The organism is Actinopolymorpha alba DSM 45243, assembly GCF_000373925.1.
In the GTDB taxonomy this organism is placed as follows: domain Bacteria; phylum Actinomycetota; class Actinomycetes; order Propionibacteriales; family Actinopolymorphaceae; genus Actinopolymorpha; species Actinopolymorpha alba.
Genome location: NZ_KB892764.1, coordinates 47,607 through 68,651, shown reverse-complemented (window position 1 = coordinate 68,651; position 21,045 = coordinate 47,607). Strand labels below are relative to the sequence as shown.

Sequence of the window (21,045 nt, the reverse complement as noted above, 5' to 3'; positions counted from 1 at the left end):
GTCAGCTCGCAGTGGGAAGCAGGCGGCGTACGACGCGTAGCCCGACCGAGAGGCGCGCCAGATCGGCGACCTCACCCTCGACGATCTCCGCCAGGGTGGCGCGGGTACGTGAGACCAGGCCCGCGTCCCGCTCCTCCCAGGCGGCGACGCGTTCGAGCGCGCTTCCGTCGGAAGGGCTGACCGCGAGCGCGTTGAGCGTGAGCTGTGCGTGCACGTTGTGCAGGTCGTCGCGGAGAGTGGCGCGGGCCGTTGTCTGCCAGCGATCCTGCCGGGGCAACGCCAGGATGCGTTCGAGGAGGCGGCCCAACTCCAGGCGCTCGCCGAGGGTGAAGTGGACCCGCGCGACGTCCTCGACGTCCACCCCGGTGCGCAGTGCGTTCTCGACGATGCCGAGCCCGGCGTAAGCCGGCGGGTAGACCGCGACGGTGGTGGCGAGCGCCTCGGGGACGCCGGCCTGCAGGTAACCCGCGAGCCGGCCCTCGAACAACGTGCGTTCCCGCCCGGTCAACACCCGCGGCAACGCCTCGACCAGGCGATGCATACCAGCGGCGAAGAACTCGATGGTGGCGGCGATGTCGATCGGTGGGCGGCGGTTCTGGACCAGCCAGCGGCTCGCCCGCTCGGCGATCGTCCGGGCCTCCAACCTCATCCTGACCTGCGTACTCGCGTCGATCTGGTGGTCGAGCCGCTCGATCTCGCGCAGCACCTCGTCGACACCGTAGATCTCGCGGGCGCCGACGTGCGCCCTGGTCAGCTCGTCGGCCGGGGCGCCGGTCTCGAGCGAAAGCCTTGGGTAGAAGGTCATCCCGGCGATGTTGACCATCCGGTTGACCACCTGGGTGGTGACGATCTCCCGGCGCAGCGGATGGGTGTCCATCTGGCCGCGGAAGCGGTTACGGATCGGCTCGGGGAAGTACGCCGCCAGCTCGGCCGAGAGGTACGGATCGTCGGGCAGCGTCGTCTGGAGCAGCTCAGCGGCCAGCACGATCTTGGTGTACGCGAAGAGGACGGCGAGCTCGGGCGTAGTAAGGCCCCCGCCCTGGCCCTGCCGGTCCCGGAACTGCTTGGGGTTCGGGAGGAACTCCAGGTCGCGGTTGATCAGGCCGAGCTTCTCCAGGCGGCGTACCCAGTCGGCGTGGACGTGCAGCAACGCCGGCGCCACCGCGAGGGCGTTCTGCAGGGCGACGTTCTGCTGGTAGTTGTCGTCGAGGACGAGGCCCGCCACCTCATCGGTCATGGCGGCGAGCAACTCGTTGCGCTGCTTGCCGGTGAGGTCGCCGTCGGCGACGAGCCGGTCGAGCAGGATCTTGATGTTGACCTCGTGGTCGGAGGTGTCGACACCAGCGGAGTTGTCGATGAAGTCGGTGTTGATCCGCCCGCCCCGGCTGGCGTATTCGATCCGGCCGAGCTGGGTCGCGCCGAGGTTGCCGCCCTCACCGACGCACGCGCAGCGCAGGTCGGCGCCGTTGACCCGGACACCGTCGTTGGCCTTGTCGCCGACGTCGGCGTGGGACTCCGACGCCGCCTTGACGTAGGTGCCGATTCCGCCGTTCCACAGCAGGTCGACGGGTGCGGTGAGGATCGCGCGGATGAGCTCGTTGGGGGTGAGCGCGCCCACGCTGGCCGGGATGCCGAGGGCGGCACGGACCTCCTTGCTCAGCGGGATCGACTTCGCCGTACGCCGGAAGACGCCGCCGCCTTCGGAGATGGCCTCGCGGCGGTAGTCGGCCCAGCTCGACCGGGGCAGCTCGAACATCCGCCGGCGTTCGGCGTACGACGTCTCCGGGTCGGGGTTGGGGTCGAGGAAGATGTGCCGGTGGTCGAACGCCGCGACCAGCTTCGTGTGCTTCGACAGCAGCATGCCGTTGCCGAACACGTCGCCTGACATGTCGCCGACCCCGACGCAGGTGAAGTCCTGCGTCTGGCAGTCCCGCCCCATCTCGCGGAAGTGCCGCTTGACGGACTCCCAGGCACCGCGCGCGGTGATGCCCATCGCCTTGTGGTCATAGCCTTCGGACCCACCGGAGGCGAACGCGTCGCCCAGCCAGAAGCCGTACGACTTCGCGACCTCGTTGGCGGTGTCGGAGAACGTCGCGGTGCCCTTGTCGGCTGCCACCACGAGGTAGGAGTCGTCGGCGTCGTGGCGTACGACGTCGGGTGGGGCGACGACCGTGCCGCGCCGCAGGTTGTCGGTGATGTCGAGCAGCCCGCTGATGAACGTCTTGTAGCAGGCGATCCCCTCGGCCAGCCAGGCGTCCCGGTCGCCCGGATCGGGCAGCTGCTTGCAGAAGAACCCGCCCTTGGCTCCGACCGGGACGATGACGGTGTTCTTGACCATCTGCGCCTTGGCGAGTCCGAGCACCTCGGTGCGGAAGTCCTCTCGGCGGTCGGACCAGCGCAGCCCGCCCCGCGCGACCGGACCGAACCGCAGGTGGACGCCCTCGACCCGCGGCGAGTAGACCCAGACCTCGAAGTGGGGCCGTGGCTGGGGCAGGTCGGGATTGGCGCGCGGATCGAGCTTGAACGAGACGTACGGCTTGGGTCCGTCGACGCCGCGCTGGAAGTAGTTGGTCCGCAGCGTCGTGCGGATGAGGGTCAGGAACGAACGGATGATGCGGTCCTGGTCGAGGCTCGCCACGTCGTCGAGGGCGTGCTCGATGCGCTTGACGACCTCCGCGGACCGCGCCTCCCGGGTCTGCGGCTCGAATCCCGTCCCGGGGTCGAGCCGGGTCTCGAAGAGCTCGATGAGCAACCGGGCCAGGTCGACGTTCGCGGTGAGGGCGTCCTCGATGTAGTTCTGGCTGAACGTGGCGCCCGCCTGCCGCATGTATTTCGCGTACGCCCGCAGCACGCTTGCCTGCCGCCAGGTGAGGCCGGCCCGTAGCACCAGCGCGTTGAAGCCGTCGCTTTCGGCCTGACCCGACCACACCGCGGCGAACGCGTCCTGGAACAACTCCCGCACCGCCGTCGCCGGGGCCCCGACCGGACCCGCGTAGACCAGCCCGAAGTCGTAGATCCAGGCGGTGCCGCCGGCCGTCTCGATGGCGTACGGTCGCTCGTCGACCACCTCCACACCCATCCGGGTCAGGCGCGGGAGGACCTCGGACAGCGACAGCGACGAGCCGGTGCGGTAGATCTTGAACCGCCGCTCGTCGGTGCCGGCGTCGACGGGTTCGTACAACGACAGGTCCAGGCCTCCCTCGGGCGGGAGCTCCTCCAGGCGGCGCAGGTCGGCCACGGCGGTGCGGGCCGGGAAGTCGTCGCGGTAGGCGGCGGGGAACGCGTCGGCGTACTTGCGGTGCAGGCGAGCGGCCTCCTCCTCGCCCACCTGGTCGCTCAACGCGTCCGCGAACTCATCAGACCAGCTGCGGGTCGCCTGGACCAGCTTCTGCTCCAGCTCCGACACGTCGACCTCGGGAATGCCGGCGCCCCTTGGCACCCGGACCACGAAGTGCAGGCGGGCCAGCACCGACTCCGACAGCCGCAGGGCGAAGTCGATCGTCTCCCCGCCGTAGGCCTCGAGCAGGATGTCCTGGATCTTCAGGCGTACCTGCGTGGCGAACCGGTCGCGCGGCAGGTAGACCAGGCAGGACAGGTAGCGCCCATAGTCGTCCCGGCGTACGAACAACCGCAGCTGGCGGCGTTCCTGCAGGTAGAGGACACCGAGGATGGTGGGCAGGAGTTCATCGACCGAGACCTGGAACAGCTCGTCGCGCGGATAGGTCTCCAGGATGTCGAGCAGCACCTTGCCCGAGTGCGAATCGGTGGAGAACCCCGACCGGGTCAGCACCTCGGCCGACTTGGCCCGCAGCACCGGAATGCGCAGCACACTCTGGGTGTAGGCGGCCGACGTGAACAGCCCGAGGAACCTCCGCTCCCCCACGGCGTTGCCGTCCGCGTCGAACTTCTTGATCCCGATGTAGTCCAGATACGCCGGGCGGTGCACCGTGGAGCGGGAGTTGGCCTTGGTGAGGATGAGCAGCTTCTTTTCCAGCGCCTTGGCCCGGACCTCCGGCGACATCTGGCTGAACGACCGGGAGTGCCGCGGATCCGAACGCAGAATGCCAAGGCCTGTGCCCGGCACCGCACGCAGCACGCTGTCGCCGTCCTCACCCGCGACGGCGTACTCGCGGTAACCGAGGAACGTGAAGTGGTTGTCGGCGAGCCAGGTCAGCAGCTCCCGCGTGTCAGCGATCTCCTGCTCGGGCAGGGGCGGCGGCGCGGTGGCGAGTTCCTCGACGACCTCGAGAGCCCGGACCCGCAGCTTCGGCCAGTCTTCGACCGACTCCCGGACGTCGCTCAGCACCCGCCGCAGGTCGGCCTCGATCTCCGCCAGGTCGGCCGGCTCGGTCTCCCGGTCGATCTCGACGTGGATCCACGACTCGAGGATGGTGTCGGGGGTACGCGGATGCTCAGGTGCGCTGGGCGGCTGCCCGTTGTAAGTGCCGACGATCTCCAGCAGGCGCCCGGTCACGTCGCGGCGGACCATGAGCTGCGGGTGGACGACGAGGTGGATCCCGCGATCCTGGCGGGACAGCTCCATCGTCACAGAGTCGACGAGGAACGGCATGTCGTCAGTCACGACCTCGACGACCGTGTGGCTGCACGACCAGCCGTGCTCCTCGACCGTCGGTGTGAAGACGTTGACCGAAGCGGTGCCGGGGAGGCGGTCCACCGCCATCCGGAACTGACTGCGCGCCGCGCCGTACACGTCCACCGGATCGCGGTGGAGGAGGTCTTCGGCGGATACGTGGCGGTAGTAGGCGGTCAGGAGCGATTTGACCTGCTCGACTGACAGGGCGCCCGCGGATCGGCTGTGCTCGGCTACCTTCGCGGCGTCAGCGAGGATGGCGTCCTTGGTGTCGTCCCACTTGCTGCCGGTGACGGTCATGCCCTGTCGCCTCTGCACATCGTCGTACGTCAGCACTGCGCGTGCTGAGGCCGTACGTCGTTGTACGCGCCTACCTGACCATAAGCCCTGTGCCGCTGCCCGACGAGGCACGGGGCCCGACAAATCCGGGGTATCCCGCCATAGACGCAGGGCATGAGCTCCCGACCGAAAGCCCGAGCCGTCTCCTACCGACAAACAGGCGGATCATCGTGTTGGATCTCCCCTATGGACCTTCACCGGGAAACCAGGTACGCCGCCGACCCCACCACCGTGTTCGCGATGCTCACCAGCGAGAGCTTCATCCGCAAGCGGGCCCAGGCGGCGCACGCCATCCGCTACGACGTCACCGTCGAGTCCTTCGGCGCTGGCGCTCGCAGCCGCACCCACCAGAGCCTGCCCGCCGAGGTGCCTGACTTCGTCCGCAGGCTCGTCGGCGAGTGCATCGAGCTCGACGAGGTGATCACGTGGGGCGAAGCCGGCCCGGACGCCTCGCGAAGCGGCGAGCTGCGGGTCGACATCGCGAACGCCCCCGTCACCATGCGCGGCACCATCCAGCTCATCCCCGAGGCTGGCGGCACCGCGACCCGGCAGATCGTCGACGCTGAGTTGAAGGCGTCCGTGCCGCTCATCGGCAAGAAGATCGAGGAGGCCGCCGCACCTGCCGTGATCGCGGGGCTCGACGGTATGGAGGAACTCGGCCGCTCCTGGCTGTCAGGTAACCGGTGAGCGTTCCGCGCACAGCCGCGGCGCTCGAGACGGTCCACCGGCCGTCAGCCGCGACGTACGACCTCAACGAGCGGGTCGACCGTGACCGCGCGGGCACGGTGCGCGCCGTGGACACCTGGCGGGTGACGGACTTCGGGCTCTACATCGCGCGGCCCGTGGTGGACCACCCGCGGATCGCCTGGCTGCAGTCGTGGTTGCTGCCCGACCTCGACATCCGTGTGACGGACTTTCGCGGGCACCCCGGTCAGGATCGGTACGAAGACCATTACGTCGACGTCCTGCGGGTGACAATCGAGGGCACGGCGTGGCGGGCCGTCGACCATTACCTCGACATCCTGGTCCGTACGGGCAAGGACGCGGTCGTCGTCGATTCCGACGAGTTCGTGGCGGCGGTACGCGCGGGGTACCTCGAGCCGCCCGATGCCGAGCACGCGCTCGAGACGACGTACCGCACATTCGCCGGCATCACCGCCAACGGCTACGACGTCGACGCCTGGCTGCGCTCCCTCGGCATCACCCTTACCTGGTCGATCTATCCACGCTGAGACCGGCGTGTCGCCACGGTTTCGCCCGGGGATCCTGCGACGGTGTCTGGAGCGCCGATGAGGCGCCGCCGTTCAGGTGCGAGGGATCCACGGACGACGGGAGGTCCCAGCCGTGATGGAGTCGACGTTCGAGTGCCCGAGTTGCCGGCGCCTGCAGCTGTTCGAGCAGCCGCCGTGCGATGACGGACACAAGGCGGAGTGCCCCGAGTGGGTGTGCATTGTCTGCGGCACCGCTCTGTTTGTTGACGTGACGTTGGACGTTGACGTCCAGGTCGTCACCACCCGCGTCGCCTGACGAAACCTCAGCCCGCCTTCTCCGGTCGAGGATCAGGACCGCTCGCGGTGTACGCGACGTGTAAACGCGGGCGGGTTCCCCGCCGCCGGGCGGACCTGGCCCGCACGACTGGGTGTGCCGGGGGCGTGAAGATCCGAATGATCACGTATACGTGGTCATTACCCGCCCCGCATGGTGTCGGTGCCATGCGAGGCATGCAATGACCACGTATACGTGATCATTCGGCTCCTCGACCAAGGGGAACTGGAACTCCCATGGAGCTTTGAATGGGCCCCCGACTGCGTCCGCGACTTGTCCGAAGCTTCTCCGCGTGGAGGGGTGCCGATCCTTCGGACAAGTCGACAGTCCCTCACCACGGCAGGGCCTGTCGTCTCACGTACCGGATGCCTCGCGGTCTATCTCAGCATCCGGGCGGACTGGGTGTACGCAATCCAACCCCGGGTTGTCATAGGTATCTCGGTCTCTTGGCCGAGATAGCTATGACAACCCGGCAAGCTGCGCGGCTTTTCTGGGTCCGTTGTACAGCTCGTTGCTCGAGAGGTCACTAACTGTAGATCGGGAGCCATCTCGGGTGGCTCAGCCCATGTGGGGGTAGCGGTAGTCGGTCGAGGGAACGAAGGTCTCCTTCAGAGAGCGCGGGCTGGCCCACCGGATGAGGTTCCACATCGAGCCGGCCTTGTCGTTGGTGCCGCTGGCCCGTCCACCGCCGAATGGCTGCTGCCCCACCACCGCACCGGTCGGCTTGTCGTTGACGTAGAAGTTGCCCGCCGCATGCCGCAGCACCCGCGACGCCTCGGCGATCGCGGACCGGTCCTGCGCGATGACCGCGCCGGTCAACGCGTACGGCGTCACCGACTCCAGCTGCCGGACCACCTGGTCGTAGGCGCTGTCGTCGTAGACGTAGACGCCAAGGATCGGGCCGAAGTACTCGGTGGTGAAGATCTCGTCGGTCGGGTCGTCGCAGGTCAGGATGGTCGGCCGGACGAAGTAGCCCACGCTGTCGTCGTACTGCCCGCCAGCCACGACGGAGATCGAGTTTGACGCCTTCGCCCGGTCGATCGCCGCCGCATGCTTGGTGAACGCGCGCTCGTCGATCACCGCGCCCATGAAGTTGGACAGGTCCGCGACATCGCCCATCGCCAGCGCCTCGGTCTCGCCGGCAAGCTGGTCGGCCACCTGATCCCACACGCTTCGCGGGATGTAGGCGCGCGAGGCCGCCGAGCACTTCTGCCCTTGGTACTCGAACGCACCACGGATCAACGCCGTCTTCAGAACGGCCGGATCCGCCGACGGGTGAGCGAGGATGAAGTCCTTCCCGCCGGTCTCCCCCACGATCCGCGGATAGCTGTGGAACGCGTGGAGGTTCTCCCCCACGGTCCGCCACAGGTGCCGGAACGTCGCCGTCGACCCCGTGAAGTGGATCCCGGCCAGCTCCGGATGCTTCAACGCGACATTGGAGACGGCGATCCCGTCGCCTGGCAGCAGGTTGATCACGCCCGGCGGAAGTCCAGCCGCCTCGAGCAGCCGCATCGTGTGGTACGCCGCGAGCGTCTGGGTCGGCGACGGCTTCCACAGCACGACGTTGCCCATCAGCGCCGGAGCGGTCGGCAGGTTCGCGGCAATCGCGGTGAAGTTGAACGGCGTGATCGCATAGACGAAACCCTCGAGCGGGCGGTACTCAACGCGGTTCCACACCCCCGCCGATGACTGGGGCTGCTCGGCGTGGACCTGCCGCGCGAACGCGACGTTGAACCGCAGGAAGTCGATCAGCTCGCACGCCGCGTCGATCTCCGCCTGCTGCACGGTCTTGCTCTGGCCCAGCATCGTGGCGGCGTTCAGCGTGTCCCGCCAGGGCCCGGCGGCCAGGTCAGCCGCCTTGAGGAAGATCGCCGCGCGGTCCTCGAACGCCAGCGACTGCCATTCGGCCGAAGCGTCCCGCGCCGCCTTGATCGCGTCCTCGGCGTCCTGCTCGGTCGCGTGCGCGAAGGTGCCAAGGACATGCCGGTGGTTGTGCGGCATCACCACCGAGAACGGCTCTCCGCCACCGGGACGCCGCACACCGCCAATCGTCGCGGTCAACTCAGGCCGCTCACCGGACAGTTCCACCAGCCGGCGCTCCAGACTCGCGCGCTCGGGGCTGCCTGGTGCGTAACTCTTGACCGGTTCGTTCACCGGAGGGGGTACGTGGGTGACGGCATCCATCGTCGGGCTCCCGCGGGGTTGTGGCGGACCTTCGTACGGACGTCCCGATCGGGGGCGTCCTTCCGCCATCGTCCCACCAGACGACGCCGGCCATGCCGGCCCCTGGAGCCGGCCTGGCGGGCGTGGTTACGCGGACTTGCGGGCGGGTGCCTTCTGCGCCTTCTTCGTCGTACGCGAGGACGCCGCCTTCTTGCTGACGGTCTTCTTGGCCGCGGCCTTCTTGGCGGGCTTCGCCGCCGCCTTCTTGGCGGCCGGCTGGCTCCGACGCGCCGCCGAACCCGCCGCGGCTTCACCGCGCTGCCGGCGAGCCTCGGCGACACTCGCCTCCAGCGCCGCCATCAGATCGACGACCTCACCGGCGGCGGCCGCGGGAGCCGGCGCCTCGATCTCGTGACCGGTGGTTTTGGCGTCGATCAGCTGCTCGAGAGCCGCGCGGTACTCGTCGTGGTAGCGGGTGGGGTCGAAGCTGGTCTCGAGGGTCTGGATGTACGACTCGGCCATCGCGACCTCCTGCGGCCGCACGTCGACCTCCTCCGAGGGGGCCGCGAACGACCCGTCGCGTACCTCGTCGGGCCACAGCATCGTCTGCAGCAGGAGTACGTCGTCCATGGGCCGGAGCAGGGCCAGCGCCTCGCGGTTGCGCAAGGCGACCTTGACGACGGCGGTCTGGCCGGTGCTCCGCAGTGCGTCACGGAGGAGTACGTACGGCTTTGCGGCCGGCCCGTCGGCCTGCAGGTAGTAGCTCCTGGAGACGTAGATCGGGTCGATCTCCTCCGCCGGCACGAACTCCAGCACCTCGACGATGTGCCGGGTCGGCAGCGGAAGATCAGCGAGCTCGTCGGACGTCAGGACGACGATGCCGCCGTCCGGCATCTCGTAGCCCTTCGCGATGTCGGAGTACGACACCTCTTCGCCATCGACCTCGCAGATCCGGCGATACCGGATCCGCCCGCCGTCTTCCGCGTGCACCTGGCGGAACGCGATATCCCTCTCCTGGGTGGCGGCGTACACCTTGACGGGTATCGTCACCAGACCAAAGGAGACCGAACCCTTCCATATCGCCTGCATCTGGACCTCCGGCGGAGTTCGGGGCGTTGACGGAGACATACCACTCGCACCTCCACACTGCGTGGTCCCCTACCCGTCGTGCAAGCCCACAACCGGACAGCTCGACAGATCACGCGAGGTCGGCGAGCGCCGCGTGCACGTGTCCCCCGCAGCGGGTGAGGGCGTCCCGGGCCTGGTCGGGCGTCACCTGGCCGAGCACCGCGACCAGCGCGGTCTTGAGCTCGCCGCCGGCCTCGCTCAGTGCCTGGGCACAGGTGGCCTCGTCCAGTCCGGTGGCCTCGGCGAGGATGTCGAGCATCCGCCCGCGCAGCTTGGCGTTGCTGGCCACCAGGTCGACCATCAGGTTGGAGTACGTCCGACCGAGCCGCACCATGACGGCGGTGGAGAACGCGTTGAGGGCCAGCTTCTGCGCCGTACCCGCCTTCATCCGCGTCGACCCGGCCACCACCTCGGGTCCGGTGTCGAACGAAACGAACACGTCGACCTCACGACCGAGCGGGGCGTCCGGGTTGGCCGTCACCAGCACCGTCGCGGCACCCAGGTCACGGGCCGCGCGCAGAGCACCCGCGACGTACGGCGTACGCCCGCTGGCGGCGAGACCGACCACCACGTCACCGGGCCGCGCAGACTCCGCAAGCTCGCGGCGGCCGGCCTCCTCGTCGTCCTCCGCGCCCTCGATGGCACGCAGCAGCGCGGCCGGCCCGCCGGCGGCGTGGGTGACGAACCACTCGGGGGGTGCGGCGAAGGTCGGGGGTAGCTCGGCCGCGTCGAGGACGCCGAGCCGTCCGGAGGTGCCGGCACCGACGTAGTGGACCCGCCGACCCAGGCTGAGCGCTTCGACGGCGAGGTCGACGGCGCGGGCCAATGCGGGTAGGACCGCCCGGACCGCGAGCGCCACCCGCTGGTCCTCGTCGTTGATCAGCTCCAGGACCTCCAGCGTGGAGACCCGGTCGATCTCGGTGGTACGCGGATTGCGCGCCTCGGTCGGGGACGAGACGCGAACGACCGACCGCAACCAGGGATCGGCGGACCCGCTGGCGCTCGCCTCGGTGGAGCCGGCATCAGCGCCAGACGCTGACATCATCGCCGTCCCCGGGACGCCGACACGCGCCTTCCGCTGACCGCGGCGTAGGTGACCTCGAGCGCGTCGAGGGTCTCGCGGTAATGCCGCCGGGCGATTCCGACGAACAGGCAGTCGATGACGGTGAGCTGGGCGATCCGGCTCGCCGTCGCACCGGAACGGAAGGTCGTCTCGCGGGCCGCCGTGGTGAGCACGTGGTCGGCGACGGAGGCGATCGGTGAGCGGGGGAAGTTGGTGAGTGCGACCGTGGTGGCGCCGCGGTTGCGGGCTTCGGTGAGGACCTCGATCGTGTCGCCGGTGGTGCCCGTGTGGGAAATTCCGACCGCGACGTCACCCTTGCCCAGAAGGGCCGCACTCGCCAGCGCCGCATGGGTGTCGGCCCAAGCGAACGACATTCGTCCGATGCGGTGCAGCTTCGCCTGGAAGTCGAGGGCGACGAAGGCGCTGGCACCCACACCGAAGATCTCGATTCGCGGCGCCCGGGCCAGCGTTTCGGACACGACGTCCAGCGTGTCAATGTCGAGTTGACGGGCGGTCTCCTCGACCGCACGGGCGTCATTGAACGCGACCTTCTCGACGATTTGCTCCATCGTGTCGTCGGGGCCGATATCGCTCCCGACAACCCGACCGCGGTCGCCCTCGCGGGCCGACTCACGGGCGGACTCGGCGGCCAGTCGCAGCCGGAGCTCGGGATAGCCGGGAAGCCCGAGCACCTTGCAGAACCTGATCACGGTGGTCTCGGACGTACCCGCCGCGCGGGCGAGTTCGGTGATCGTCCGTGCGGAAGCCCGCGAAGGATCTTCGAGCACCAGCTGGGCTACGCGTTGCTCGGCCGGAGACAGCGACGGCGCGAGGGCGCGGATCCGGATGACGACGTCCTCAGTCACCGGGTCCGCTTCGGAAACCTTCGAGGTCTTGGCCATAGTGGAAAGTAACTTACCCTTGAAGCCTTGGAGCATGTATCCAGCCACGCTCGCGTTCAGCCGAACGAACCAACCCGCTCACATCCGCCCGCCAGGCGTACAGAAGCGGATGCGCCCAGCGATCCGGTCAGCGCGCCGCCTCGCTCCAACCGTCCGCGAGGAACCGGCCGGATTCCCGCTCGCCATTGACCAGCGTGCCCTCGGCGTCACCCAACCGAACCCCATCGACGTAGACGCCTCGGCCCTGGTAGAGCGGGTCCGTGACGTACCGCCAGCGAATCTGGACCTCACCTGGCGGCCCGCCGATCTCAGCGTACGCCTGCTGCCAATGCCGTCCGGCGAATCCGGATATCGTGCCGTCAACGTCACTGATCCGACCCCGACTCGACACGACGTACGGCATGGGAGACCAGGTGGCCCCGCCGTCACGGGAGAGCTCGAGGGTGAGGATGTCGCTCTCCTCCGTGTCCACGAAGAGTTCGAACCCGAGCCTGGTGAGACCAGCGCGGAGGCGGACCGGGAGGGTGAGTGTGGCGGTGGCGTTGTCGCGGGCGCCGGCGTACCACGCGGTGGCGCCCCGCCGCGGCGTTACCGCGAGCGCCTGCGCGATGCGCCCGGCGACCGCCCGCCGGGCCGGGTTGACTCCGCTCCATTCGCGGCGCGGGTGCACGCGGTTGGTCAGGAGGACCGCGAACGTCCGCGACAGCGGGTCGATCACGAGGGACGTTCCGGTGAATCCGGTGTGCCCGGCAGTGCTGGGTGAGGCCAGCGCGCCCATGTAGAAACGCTGGTCGAGTTCGAAGCCGAGGCCGTGGGCGTGGCCCGGAAAGCCGGTGTTGTAGTCCGTCAACATCATCTTGACGGACTCAGTGCGCAAGATCCGCTTGCCGGCGTACGTACCACCGTTCAGCATCGCCTGCGCGAGCCTCGCCAGGTCGGCCGCCGTGGAGAAGACGCCGGCATGGCCGGCCACCCCGCCCAGGGACCAGGCGTTCTCGTCGTGGACGCTGCCGCGCACCATGCCCCGCGGAGGATCGGTTTGGTACTCCGTCGCGGCGATCCGGTCGAGCTTGCTGGCGGGCGGGTTGTAGCCGGTGTCGACCATACCCAGGGGCTCGGTGACGCCCTCCCGGACGAGGACGTCGAGCGACTTGCCACTCACCTCTTCGACGAGGGCGCCGAGGGTGATGAGGTTGAGGTCGGAGTATTCGTACAACGTCCCCGGCGAAGCCTTGGGTACGACCTCGAGCACGGCCTGGATCCGGGCCGCCCGGTCGGGGTACGGGCGCCACAGCCGCATCCACGACGGCAGGCCCGAGGTGTGGGTCAGGAGATCGCGGACCCTGATGGACTCCTTGCCGTTGGCCGCGAACGCCGGGAGGTACGACGCCACCGTCGCGTCGAGGTCGATCCGGCCCCGCTCGACCTGTTGCATCACGACCAGTGACGTGAACAGCTTGGAGATGCTGGCCAGGTCGAAGATCGTGTCAGACGCCATCGGCACCCGCTGGTCGGCGGGAAGCTCGGTCCCGGCGGCGTCGGCGTACCTCAGCGCATGTCCCATCGCCTCGTGCACGACGACCTTGCCGTCCCGCGCGGCCAGCACCACCGCGCCGGGATAGAGCGGACGCGCGGCGCCCTGCGGTTGGAGGTACCCGCGCAGGTCCGACAGCATCGCGTCGATCTCACCGGTGTCCAGACCAGCCTCCTCGGGTGCTGCCGACGTGAGTACGGTCGACGGTGGAGCGAAGCCGGCGTACGGCTCGTCGAAGCCACGCGACGCACTGCCTCCGGCCGCCGCGGGTGCTCCGCTCGCCGGCACGAGGGTGGCCACCGCCAGGGCGGCGACGGCCAACCTTCCCACGGCGCGCCTACCCGGCACCCGCCAGGCGCGAACCCCCATCTCAGCCTCGCCGGCCCGGGTAGAGCAGGTACCGCTGCCGCCGCGCCTCGAAGGCGGCCCGCTCGTCCTGCCAGGCACCGACCACCTCGTCGACCCCGGCGCCCGCATCGATCATCGTCCTGAGCCGGGGCGAGCCGGAGAGCTTGTCGATCCAGTACGGCCGCTGGGGGTCGTAGGAGTCGTAGCGCCAGACGAAGTCGGTGTACTTCTTGGCCTCGACCAGCATCGCCACGGCGGTCCGGATCGGCTGGTAGGTCCGCGGGTTGGTGACGTGGAGCTGCACACCCGCGCAGGTCTGGTTGACGTACTTGTTGAACGTCGGGACGAAGTACGCCTCGCGGAACTCCACGCCGGGCAGGCGGTGCGTGTTGAGCCGGTCGCCCCAGTGGTAGTCGAGGTACGGCGCGCCGACGAACTCGAAGGGGCGGGTGGTGCCGCGTCCCTCCGACAGGTTGGTGCCCTCGAAGAAGCAGGTACCCGCATAGACCAGCGCGGTGTCCGGCGTCGGCATGTTGGGTGATGGCGGCGGCCACGGTAGGCCGTGCTCCTGCGCCCGCGAGTCGGGTCGCCACCCGTGGACCTTCACGACGTCAAGGTCGACTGGACGACCGGCGTCGGTGGGCAGGAACTCGCCGTTGTAGAAGCGGGCCAGCTCCCCCACCGTCATGCCGTGCTGCTGGACGATCTCCTTCTTGCCCACGCCCGAGGTGTAGCCGGGCGTCATCAGCGCACCGTCGGCCCGCCCGCCGATCGGGTTGGGCCGGTCGAGGACGACGTACCGCAGGCCGAGCCGGGCCGCGACCACCATCGAGTCGTACAACGCCCAGATGTAGGTGTAGAAGCGGGCGCCGACGTCCTGGATGTCGAACACGATCGTCTCGGCGCCGGACTTGCCGAACAGCGTGGCGAGCTTCGTCTGGCTCGCGCCGTAGGCGTCATAGACCGGAAGGCTGGTCCGCGGGTCGAGGGTGTCGCCCTCGGATCCCCCTGCCTGCGCGCTGCCGCGGAAGCCGTGCTCAGGACCGAAGACACCGACGATCTCCAGATCGTCATGCGCGGCCAGGTCGTCGACCACGTGCCGGGTATCGGACAGGATTCCAGTGGGGTTGCTGAAGATGCCGAGCTTGGTTCCGCGCAGCATCGACCAGCTTGCCGCCGCCGCGACTTCGGCGCCGGTACGCACCGGAGCGCTCGACCCGTCCGGGCTCGGCGGCGTGGCGCCGCCAGCCTCACCAGCCGCGGCGGCCGGGCTGGCGGCGGCGCCGAGGCCAGCCACCGCACCCGACGCGAGAGCGGTGCCGAGGAGCGCGCGGCGGGAGGGCATGTTCTTCGGTGGCAACGTCATGGAGGTCTCCACTCACCACGAAAGGCCGTGGCCGTAGGGATAGAGGACGACGCCGGTGCCGGGTGCGCCCGGGATCTCGACCGGGAGCTTCCCGCGCGGGGTGACCTCGCCGACCATCACCCGGGCGAGCGCGCGAACCGCCACCGCGTTCGGTGCGTACGTCACAAGACAGGTCCGTGCCTGCGGGAAGAAGGCGAAGTCGTACGGATCCTGGACCGAGACCACCACCACTGGCCGGCCAGTCGCGAGTAGCTCCGTGACCAACCGCTGCTGGCGGGCCTGCGGATCGGTGACCTCGACGTCCCACGCCTTCTGTGTCAGGACGATGGTGAAGTCGCTCGCGTCCGCCTGCGTCAGGGCCATCGCGATCGCCGCGTCGGTCGGGCGGGTGCCGGTCGAGAAGGCGGTGGCCGTGGCGCCCCGGGTGCGGAGCTCACCCGCCAGCGTCTCCGTGGCCGCACCGGCACCGGTGACGAAGATCCGCTGGCCGCTCGGGGCCAGTGGCAGGAGGCCCGCGGCGTTCGCGAGCACGGTCGTCGACGCCTCGGCGATCGCGTCGGCCCGGGCCAGCGACGCGGGCGTGCCCACGACACTCGGGGCCCGCTCGACGTCGACGAACGGCCGGCGGACGATGTTCCTCTCCAACTTGAGCCGCAGGATCCTGGCCACCGACTGGTCGAGACGCCGCTCGCTGATCTCGCCACTCCGAACCGCCGCGAGCAGCGCCTGGTGGGCGAAGTCGAACCTCGGCGGGCGCAGGAGCATGTCGACGCCGGCCTTGATCGCGAGCACCACCACCCGGTCGTCGCCGTACTTGTCGCGCACGCCTTTCATACCGAGGGAGTCGGTCACGACCACGCCGTCGAACCCGAGTTCCTTCCGAAGGATGCCGGTCATGATCGGGTACGACAGCGTCGCCGGATCGCCCGACGGGTCCAGCTCCGGAAAGACCAGGTGACCGGTCATGATCGAGTCGATGCCCGCCTCGATCGCCGCCCGGAACGGCCGCGCGTCTACTCGATCCCATTCCTTCCGGGTGTGCTTGATCTCCGGGATACCGGTGTGGCTGTCCACCTTGGTGTCGCCGTGACCCGGGAAGTGCTTCGCGGTGGCGGCGATCCCGGCGTCGCGCTGGTAACCCCGGACCTGCGCCACCGTCAGGTCAGCCACGAGCCGGGGATCGGCGCCGTACGACCGTACGCCGATCACCGGATTGGCCGGGTTGACGTTGACGTCGGCGACCGGCGCGTAGTTCTGGTTGATGCCGAGCGCCGCCAACTCCCGCCCGGTGATGGCCGCGGCGTCACGGGTCGCCCGCGCGTCCCGGCCCGCACCGAGCGCCATGTTCCCGGGGAACTGCGTCGCCGGCGAGCCGACCCGCACGATCGTGCCCTGCTCCTGGTCGGTCGAGATCAGCAGCGGTACGCCAAGACCGTTGTCAAGGGAGGCCTGCTGGATGCCGTTGGAGAGGGCGGCCACCTGGCGGGGGTTGGCGATGTTTCCCGACCAGGTGAAGTAACAGACGCCGCCGAGGTGGTACTTCGCGATGACCTCGGCCGGCGTGGCGACGCCGTACTCGCTCACGTTGCGGGAGTCGGCGATGTCCGCACTCGCGCCGTACACGTGGGTCACCAGGAGTTGGCCGACCTTCTGCTCGACCGACATGCGACGGATGACCGAGTTGATCCAGCCTTCGCCGGAAGGCCCCTGCTGGTCAGTTGGTGGTTGCATACGACCAGAATCCGCGCTCGCCGCGCGGGATCCGGCCAGGCTGGCGACGACACCCGCCGCACCCAGGAGGAGGGTACGGCGGCGAGGAGCGGAAGGCGGCGACCAATGCACGGTTCCTCCAGGTATGCGGCGAGCCGCCGGGTGGGGGTAGGCCCGAGCGGGGCCGGAACCACACTGCCCGGTACGAAAACTTCCTACATGCGCCACCCCCGTGCCTGGAAGCTACTCACGCTCCGGACGGCGGTCAACCACCCGGGCGCCATCCGCTGATCCGTCCCGTCGACTGATCCACCCCGTCGACTGGTCCGCCGCCATGCGGGCCACCCTCCCCCACGCCCGCGGCCGCTCAACGACGCGGCTCCCATCTCATCCAATTGGATGACGTCCATTTGGCTGTCATCCAAATGACTGTCATCCATTTGAACCACGCTCGGCTCGTCATTTTGATGAGTCAAAGTTCGACCCCAGGTACGTCGCCTCTCCTCACCGGGATTCCTAGGTTCGAAGACGTCCAGATCGCCATTGCCGGGAGGAGAAATTCGAAGGACTCGAGTTGTCGTCGTCGGTGACCATCCGCAGCTGATGGAAGCCCTTGTGGACCTACTTTCAGAGGAACCCCGCGTCCACCTGGTCGGCGTGGCCCCCAGTGGCGACAGGGCAATCGAACTGGCTCACACACACGAGCCACAGATGGTTGTCATCGACATGGAAAGTAGCGGCGCCAGTTCGACGTCCATCACCGACGAATTCCGAAAACATCTGCCCAACACTCAGCTGGTGGCACTGTCCAGCTACGACGACAGAGCCACCGTACGGCGAATATTCGCCCACGGGTTTCACCGCCACATCTGCAAGGTTGGCGGCGGGGAACTCCTGAAGATTCTCTTGGAGGAGCATGTTGACCTGGCTTAGTTCCCGGTATCGTCAGTCCAGTAAGCCTGTCCGAATCGCATTTGTTCTGGTACCCGTCATGGTGGTGGCGTTGCTCGCTTCAGTGATCAGCGTCGTCGCACCGAGCGTCGGAGCCAACGGCGCGCTGAACCTCGACGCAGCCGTCAAGGGATCCAGCGCGTCCGGAGCGCTGCAGGCCCCATTGCGCGCACAGGGCGGCAAGCTGGTCGACGCCAACGGCAAGCAGGTCACTCTCACCGGTGTGAACTGGTTTGGGATGGAGACGGGGACATTCTCCCCGCACGGTCTGTGGGCCCGTAACTGGGAGAGCATGCTCGACCAGATCAAGTCGTCTGGATTCAACACGATCCGGGTGCCCTACTCCAACCAGCTGTTCGACAAGAGCAGCGCTGCCACCGGCATCAACCTCGCGAAGAACCCCGACCTCAAGGGTCTGCAGGGTCTCGCGCTGATGGACAAGATCGTCAAGGGCGCCACCGACCGCGGTCTGATGGTGCTGCTCGACCGGCACCGCCCGACCAGTGAGGCCCAGAGCGAGCTCTGGTACACCGGCCAGATCAGCGAGCAGCGCTGGATCGACGACTGGACGATGCTCGCCAGCCATTACAAGAACAACCCGCTGGTGATCGGCGCCGACCTGCACAACGAGCCGCGCGGGCAGGCCACCTGGGGCACCGGCGACCAGAACACCGACTGGCGGCTGGCCGCCGAGCGGGCTGGTAACGCGGTGTTGAAGGCCAACCCGAACTGGCTGATCGTCGTCGAGGGTATCGAGAACTACAAGAACAACTACTACTGGTGGGGCGGCAACCTGATGGGTGCCAAGGACGCGCCGGTGCGGCTGTCGTCGCCCGACAAGCTCGTCTACTCCCCGCACGACTACGGCCCGGGCGTCTACCGGCAGGCCTGGTTCGACGCGCCGAACTACCCTGACAACCTGCCTGACGTGTGGCAGAAGCACTGGGCGTATCTGATCGGCAAGACGCCGTTGCTGATGGGTGAGTTCGGTGGTCGCTCGGTGAGCCCGAACACCGTCGAGGGCAAGTGGCAGCGCAAGTCGCTCGACTTCATGAAGCAGAACGGCCTCAGCTACACCTACTGGTCGTGGAACCCCAACTCCGGTGACACCGGCGGCGTCCTGAAGGACGACTGGCAGTCCGTCGACCAGGCGAAGCTGGACATGCTGAAGGGCCACCAGGCGCCGTTCGTCCAGGCGCCGGGTGCTCCGGCCGAAGCCGCGAAGTAAGGGAAAACTCCGCGCGACCGTCGAGGTCGCCTGACGCGGGGCCTGTCTCCTCAACGCTGGGAGGCAGGCCCCGCGCCTTTCGCTGCCCCGGGCCGACCACCAGCGGTTCCCCCAGGGGAAAGGAATGATCGGCGGCGGCAGGTGATCATTGCGGATGATCATCCACGCCCTTAGCGTGGTTGGCCATGGTGAGTCGAGCCGTTCACGCGTGGTCCCTGCACCGCACACTCGGACGTTTCGTATCCGACGAGGCCAACCCTCCTGGGGCCAGCGGCATGATGCCTACAGGTCCGGTCGGCGGCATTACGCTGCTGGACCTTCCGGGGCTCCTGATCGAGCGAGGCTACGACACCGTCCAGATCTGCCACTTCCACCTGCCGACCCGCGACGCGGCCTATCTCGCCGAGCTGCGTTCCGCGCTGGCCCATGCGGGGGTGACGCTGGACGCGCTCCTCGTCGATGCCGGCGACCTGGTCGACCCCGACCACGCCGACGACCACGAACGCTGGATCGCCGGCTGGCTTGACGACGCGGCCGAGCTCGGCGCGCACCGTGCTCGCGTCATCGCCGGCCAGGCCCCGCCGACCCCTGAGCGGCTTGCGGCCAGCGGGCATCGGTTGCGCCAGTTGGCCACCGCGTCCCCGGTCCGAGTAGTCACCGAGAACTGGCTGGACCTGCTGCCCTCGGCCACCCAGGTGCGGCAGGTGCTCGAGGCAGCGGATGGAGAGGTCGGGCTCCTGGTCGATCTGGGCAACTGGACGGGCCCAGACAAGTACGCCCAGCTGGCCGCGGTCGCGGCGCTCGCCGAGACCGCGCATGCGAAGTGCCACACCGGCCCAGCCGGCGCGCTCGACGTCGAGGACTTCCGGCGTTCGTTACGTGCCGTCCTCGACGCCGGGTTCGCCGGCCCGCTCGCCCTTGTGTACGACGGCCCGGACGCCGACGAGTGGACCGCGCTCGCGGCGGTCCGGGCGGTGGTCGTCGAGACCCTCGCCGAGACACGTTCTCAGGTCGGCGGCCCGGCCACGTCTGGATGACCGCGCCACGAGTGGCAGCGATCGCGCTTCGAACTACGGTGATCATCCGTACGTGATGATGGTGGGGGGCCGCGTCCCCGCGGCTCGCCACCGTCACCAAGGGGGTGCCATGCGTCGCCGGAAATTCCTGTTCAACACGGCATTGTCCGCCGCAGCGTTGGGTGGTCTGGCGGGGGTGGTCGGCGTTCCCACCACCGCGCGGGCGGCCACCCAGCGGGCCGCCACCCACCCGGGCTCGACCGACATCTTCCCGCCGACGTTCGCCCTGCCAGACGGCTTCCAGCCGGAAGGGATCGCCATCGGCAAGGATCCGATCGCGTACTTCGGTTCACGACTCGACGGATCGATCTACCAAGCTTCACTGGTCACTGGTCGCGGTCGGATCCTGAGCGCGGGTCCGGGCACACCGTCGCTTGGCCTCAAGGTCGATGCCCACCACATCTTCGTCTCTGGCGGATCGGGCGGCGACGCGCGAGTCATCAACTGGCGCACCGGAAACGTGCTGGCGTCGTATCAGTTCTCGACCGGCCCCAGCTTCGTCAACGACGTGGTGCTTACCGACGACGCGGCGTGGTTCACCGACTCGACCAACCTGGTGCTCTACGGACTGCCGCTACGGAATCGCCGCCTACCATCCGCCGCTGAGGTCATTCAGCTGCCGCTGACCGGCGACATCATTGCCGGGGATGGCATCAACGCCAACGGAATCGCGCGTACGCCCGACCGTCGGGCTCTGCTGATCGTGCAGTCGTCGACCGGCAAGCTCTTCCGGGTTGATCCGCGCAACGGCGTCACGCGGGAGGTCGACCTTGGCGGCGAGGTCCTCACGAACGGCGACGGCCTGCTGCGGCACGGGCCCCGCACGTTGTACGCCGTTCAGAACCGCCTCAACCGCGTCGCGGTGCTGCGGCTCAATGACGAAGCCACCAAGGCCACGGTGGTCACACACGTCACCGACGAACGCTTCGATGTGCCCACCACGGTGGCGGACTACCGCGATTGGCTCTATCTCCCGAACGCCCGCTTCACCACACCGCCCGGGCCCACCACGCCCTACTCCGTCGTCGCCATCCCCCGCCCGTAGGCGCTTCCGTGATCATGTTCGTGATCATGAAGGGTTTCGGGACGCATAGCCCTTTC

15 protein-coding genes are annotated in these 21,045 nt (G+C 68.6%); 7 read left to right on the top strand and 8 right to left on the bottom strand.

The window, feature by feature from the left end; translation table 11 throughout:
• Window position 1: 1 nt before the first annotated feature.
• Window positions 2–4,891 carry an NAD-glutamate dehydrogenase gene (locus B141_RS0121655; RefSeq protein WP_040421999.1) on the bottom strand — a complete coding sequence of 1,630 codons (4,890 nt, stop codon included), beginning with the start codon at window positions 4,889–4,891 and terminating at the stop codon, window positions 2–4.
• A 225-nt stretch (window positions 4,892–5,116) separates the two neighbouring features.
• Between B141_RS0121655 and B141_RS0121650 the strand changes: the two genes are divergently transcribed.
• From B141_RS0121650 to B141_RS41995, 3 genes are all read left to right on the top strand, one after another.
• Window positions 5,117–5,617 carry a DUF2505 domain-containing protein gene (locus B141_RS0121650; RefSeq protein ID WP_020577280.1) on the top strand — a complete coding sequence of 167 codons (501 nt, stop codon included), beginning with the start codon at window positions 5,117–5,119 and terminating at the stop codon, window positions 5,615–5,617.
• Window positions 5,614–6,162 carry a ribonuclease FAU-1 family protein gene (locus B141_RS42000; RefSeq protein WP_020577279.1) on the top strand — a complete coding sequence of 183 codons (549 nt, stop codon included), beginning with the start codon at window positions 5,614–5,616 and terminating at the stop codon, window positions 6,160–6,162. Before B141_RS0121650 ends, B141_RS42000 begins: the two co-directional genes overlap by 4 nt.
• A gap of 115 nt (window positions 6,163–6,277) precedes the next feature.
• On the top strand, window positions 6,278–6,457 hold the full coding sequence (locus tag B141_RS41995) for a hypothetical protein (RefSeq protein WP_051114150.1): 180 nt from the start codon (window positions 6,278–6,280) through the stop codon (window positions 6,455–6,457).
• A 576-nt stretch (window positions 6,458–7,033) separates the two neighbouring features.
• Here B141_RS41995 and pruA read toward each other — a convergent pair.
• The 7 genes from pruA to B141_RS0121605 all read right to left on the bottom strand — a co-directional run bounded on the left by pruA (window position 7,034) and on the right by B141_RS0121605 (window position 16,710).
• A complete protein-coding gene (pruA, locus tag B141_RS0121635) occupies window positions 7,034–8,659 on the bottom strand; it encodes an L-glutamate gamma-semialdehyde dehydrogenase (RefSeq protein WP_026257447.1) in 1,626 nt (541 codons plus the stop codon).
• Window positions 8,660–8,785: 126 nt separating this feature from the next.
• Complete coding sequence (ku, locus tag B141_RS0121630) at window positions 8,786–9,766, bottom strand: non-homologous end joining protein Ku (RefSeq protein ID WP_237742767.1); 981 nt, start codon at window positions 9,764–9,766, stop codon at window positions 8,786–8,788.
• A gap of 70 nt (window positions 9,767–9,836) precedes the next feature.
• Window positions 9,837–10,808: an N-acetylmuramic acid 6-phosphate etherase gene (gene murQ, locus B141_RS0121625; RefSeq protein ID WP_020577275.1), complete on the bottom strand. Its 972-nt coding sequence runs from the start codon at window positions 10,806–10,808 to the stop codon at window positions 9,837–9,839.
• A complete protein-coding gene (locus tag B141_RS0121620) occupies window positions 10,808–11,731 on the bottom strand; it encodes a MurR/RpiR family transcriptional regulator (RefSeq protein WP_020577274.1) in 924 nt (307 codons plus the stop codon). The genes murQ and B141_RS0121620 overlap by 1 nt, the downstream gene beginning before the upstream one ends.
• 127 nt (window positions 11,732–11,858) lie before the next feature.
• Window positions 11,859–13,595, bottom strand: a complete 1,737-nt coding sequence (locus B141_RS0121615; RefSeq protein ID WP_020577273.1) for a serine hydrolase domain-containing protein — start codon at window positions 13,593–13,595, stop codon at window positions 11,859–11,861.
• Window positions 13,596–13,635: 40 nt separating this feature from the next.
• Window positions 13,636–14,979, bottom strand: coding sequence for an exo-beta-N-acetylmuramidase NamZ family protein (locus B141_RS0121610; RefSeq protein ID WP_020577272.1), 1,344 nt, complete (start codon window positions 14,977–14,979; stop codon window positions 13,636–13,638).
• A 12-nt stretch (window positions 14,980–14,991) separates the two neighbouring features.
• Window positions 14,992–16,710, bottom strand: a complete 1,719-nt coding sequence (locus B141_RS0121605) for a glycoside hydrolase family 3 protein (protein WP_020577271.1) — start codon at window positions 16,708–16,710, stop codon at window positions 14,992–14,994.
• Window positions 16,711–17,232: 522 nt separating this feature from the next.
• Between B141_RS0121605 and B141_RS0121600 the strand changes: the two genes are divergently transcribed.
• The 4 genes from B141_RS0121600 to B141_RS0121585 all read left to right on the top strand — a co-directional run bounded on the left by B141_RS0121600 (window position 17,233) and on the right by B141_RS0121585 (window position 20,989).
• On the top strand, window positions 17,233–17,622 hold the full coding sequence (locus B141_RS0121600) for a response regulator (protein ID WP_272944098.1): 390 nt from the start codon (window positions 17,233–17,235) through the stop codon (window positions 17,620–17,622).
• A 58-nt stretch (window positions 17,623–17,680) separates the two neighbouring features.
• Window positions 17,681–18,868 carry a glycoside hydrolase family 5 protein gene (locus tag B141_RS0121595; RefSeq protein WP_020577269.1) on the top strand — a complete coding sequence of 396 codons (1,188 nt, stop codon included), beginning with the start codon at window positions 17,681–17,683 and terminating at the stop codon, window positions 18,866–18,868.
• A 185-nt stretch (window positions 18,869–19,053) separates the two neighbouring features.
• Window positions 19,054–19,905, top strand: a complete 852-nt coding sequence (locus B141_RS0121590) for a sugar phosphate isomerase/epimerase family protein (protein WP_040421982.1) — start codon at window positions 19,054–19,056, stop codon at window positions 19,903–19,905.
• 109 nt (window positions 19,906–20,014) lie between these two features.
• On the top strand, window positions 20,015–20,989 hold the full coding sequence (locus tag B141_RS0121585; protein ID WP_020577267.1) for an NHL repeat-containing protein: 975 nt from the start codon (window positions 20,015–20,017) through the stop codon (window positions 20,987–20,989).
• Window positions 20,990–21,045: the final 56 nt, after the last annotated feature.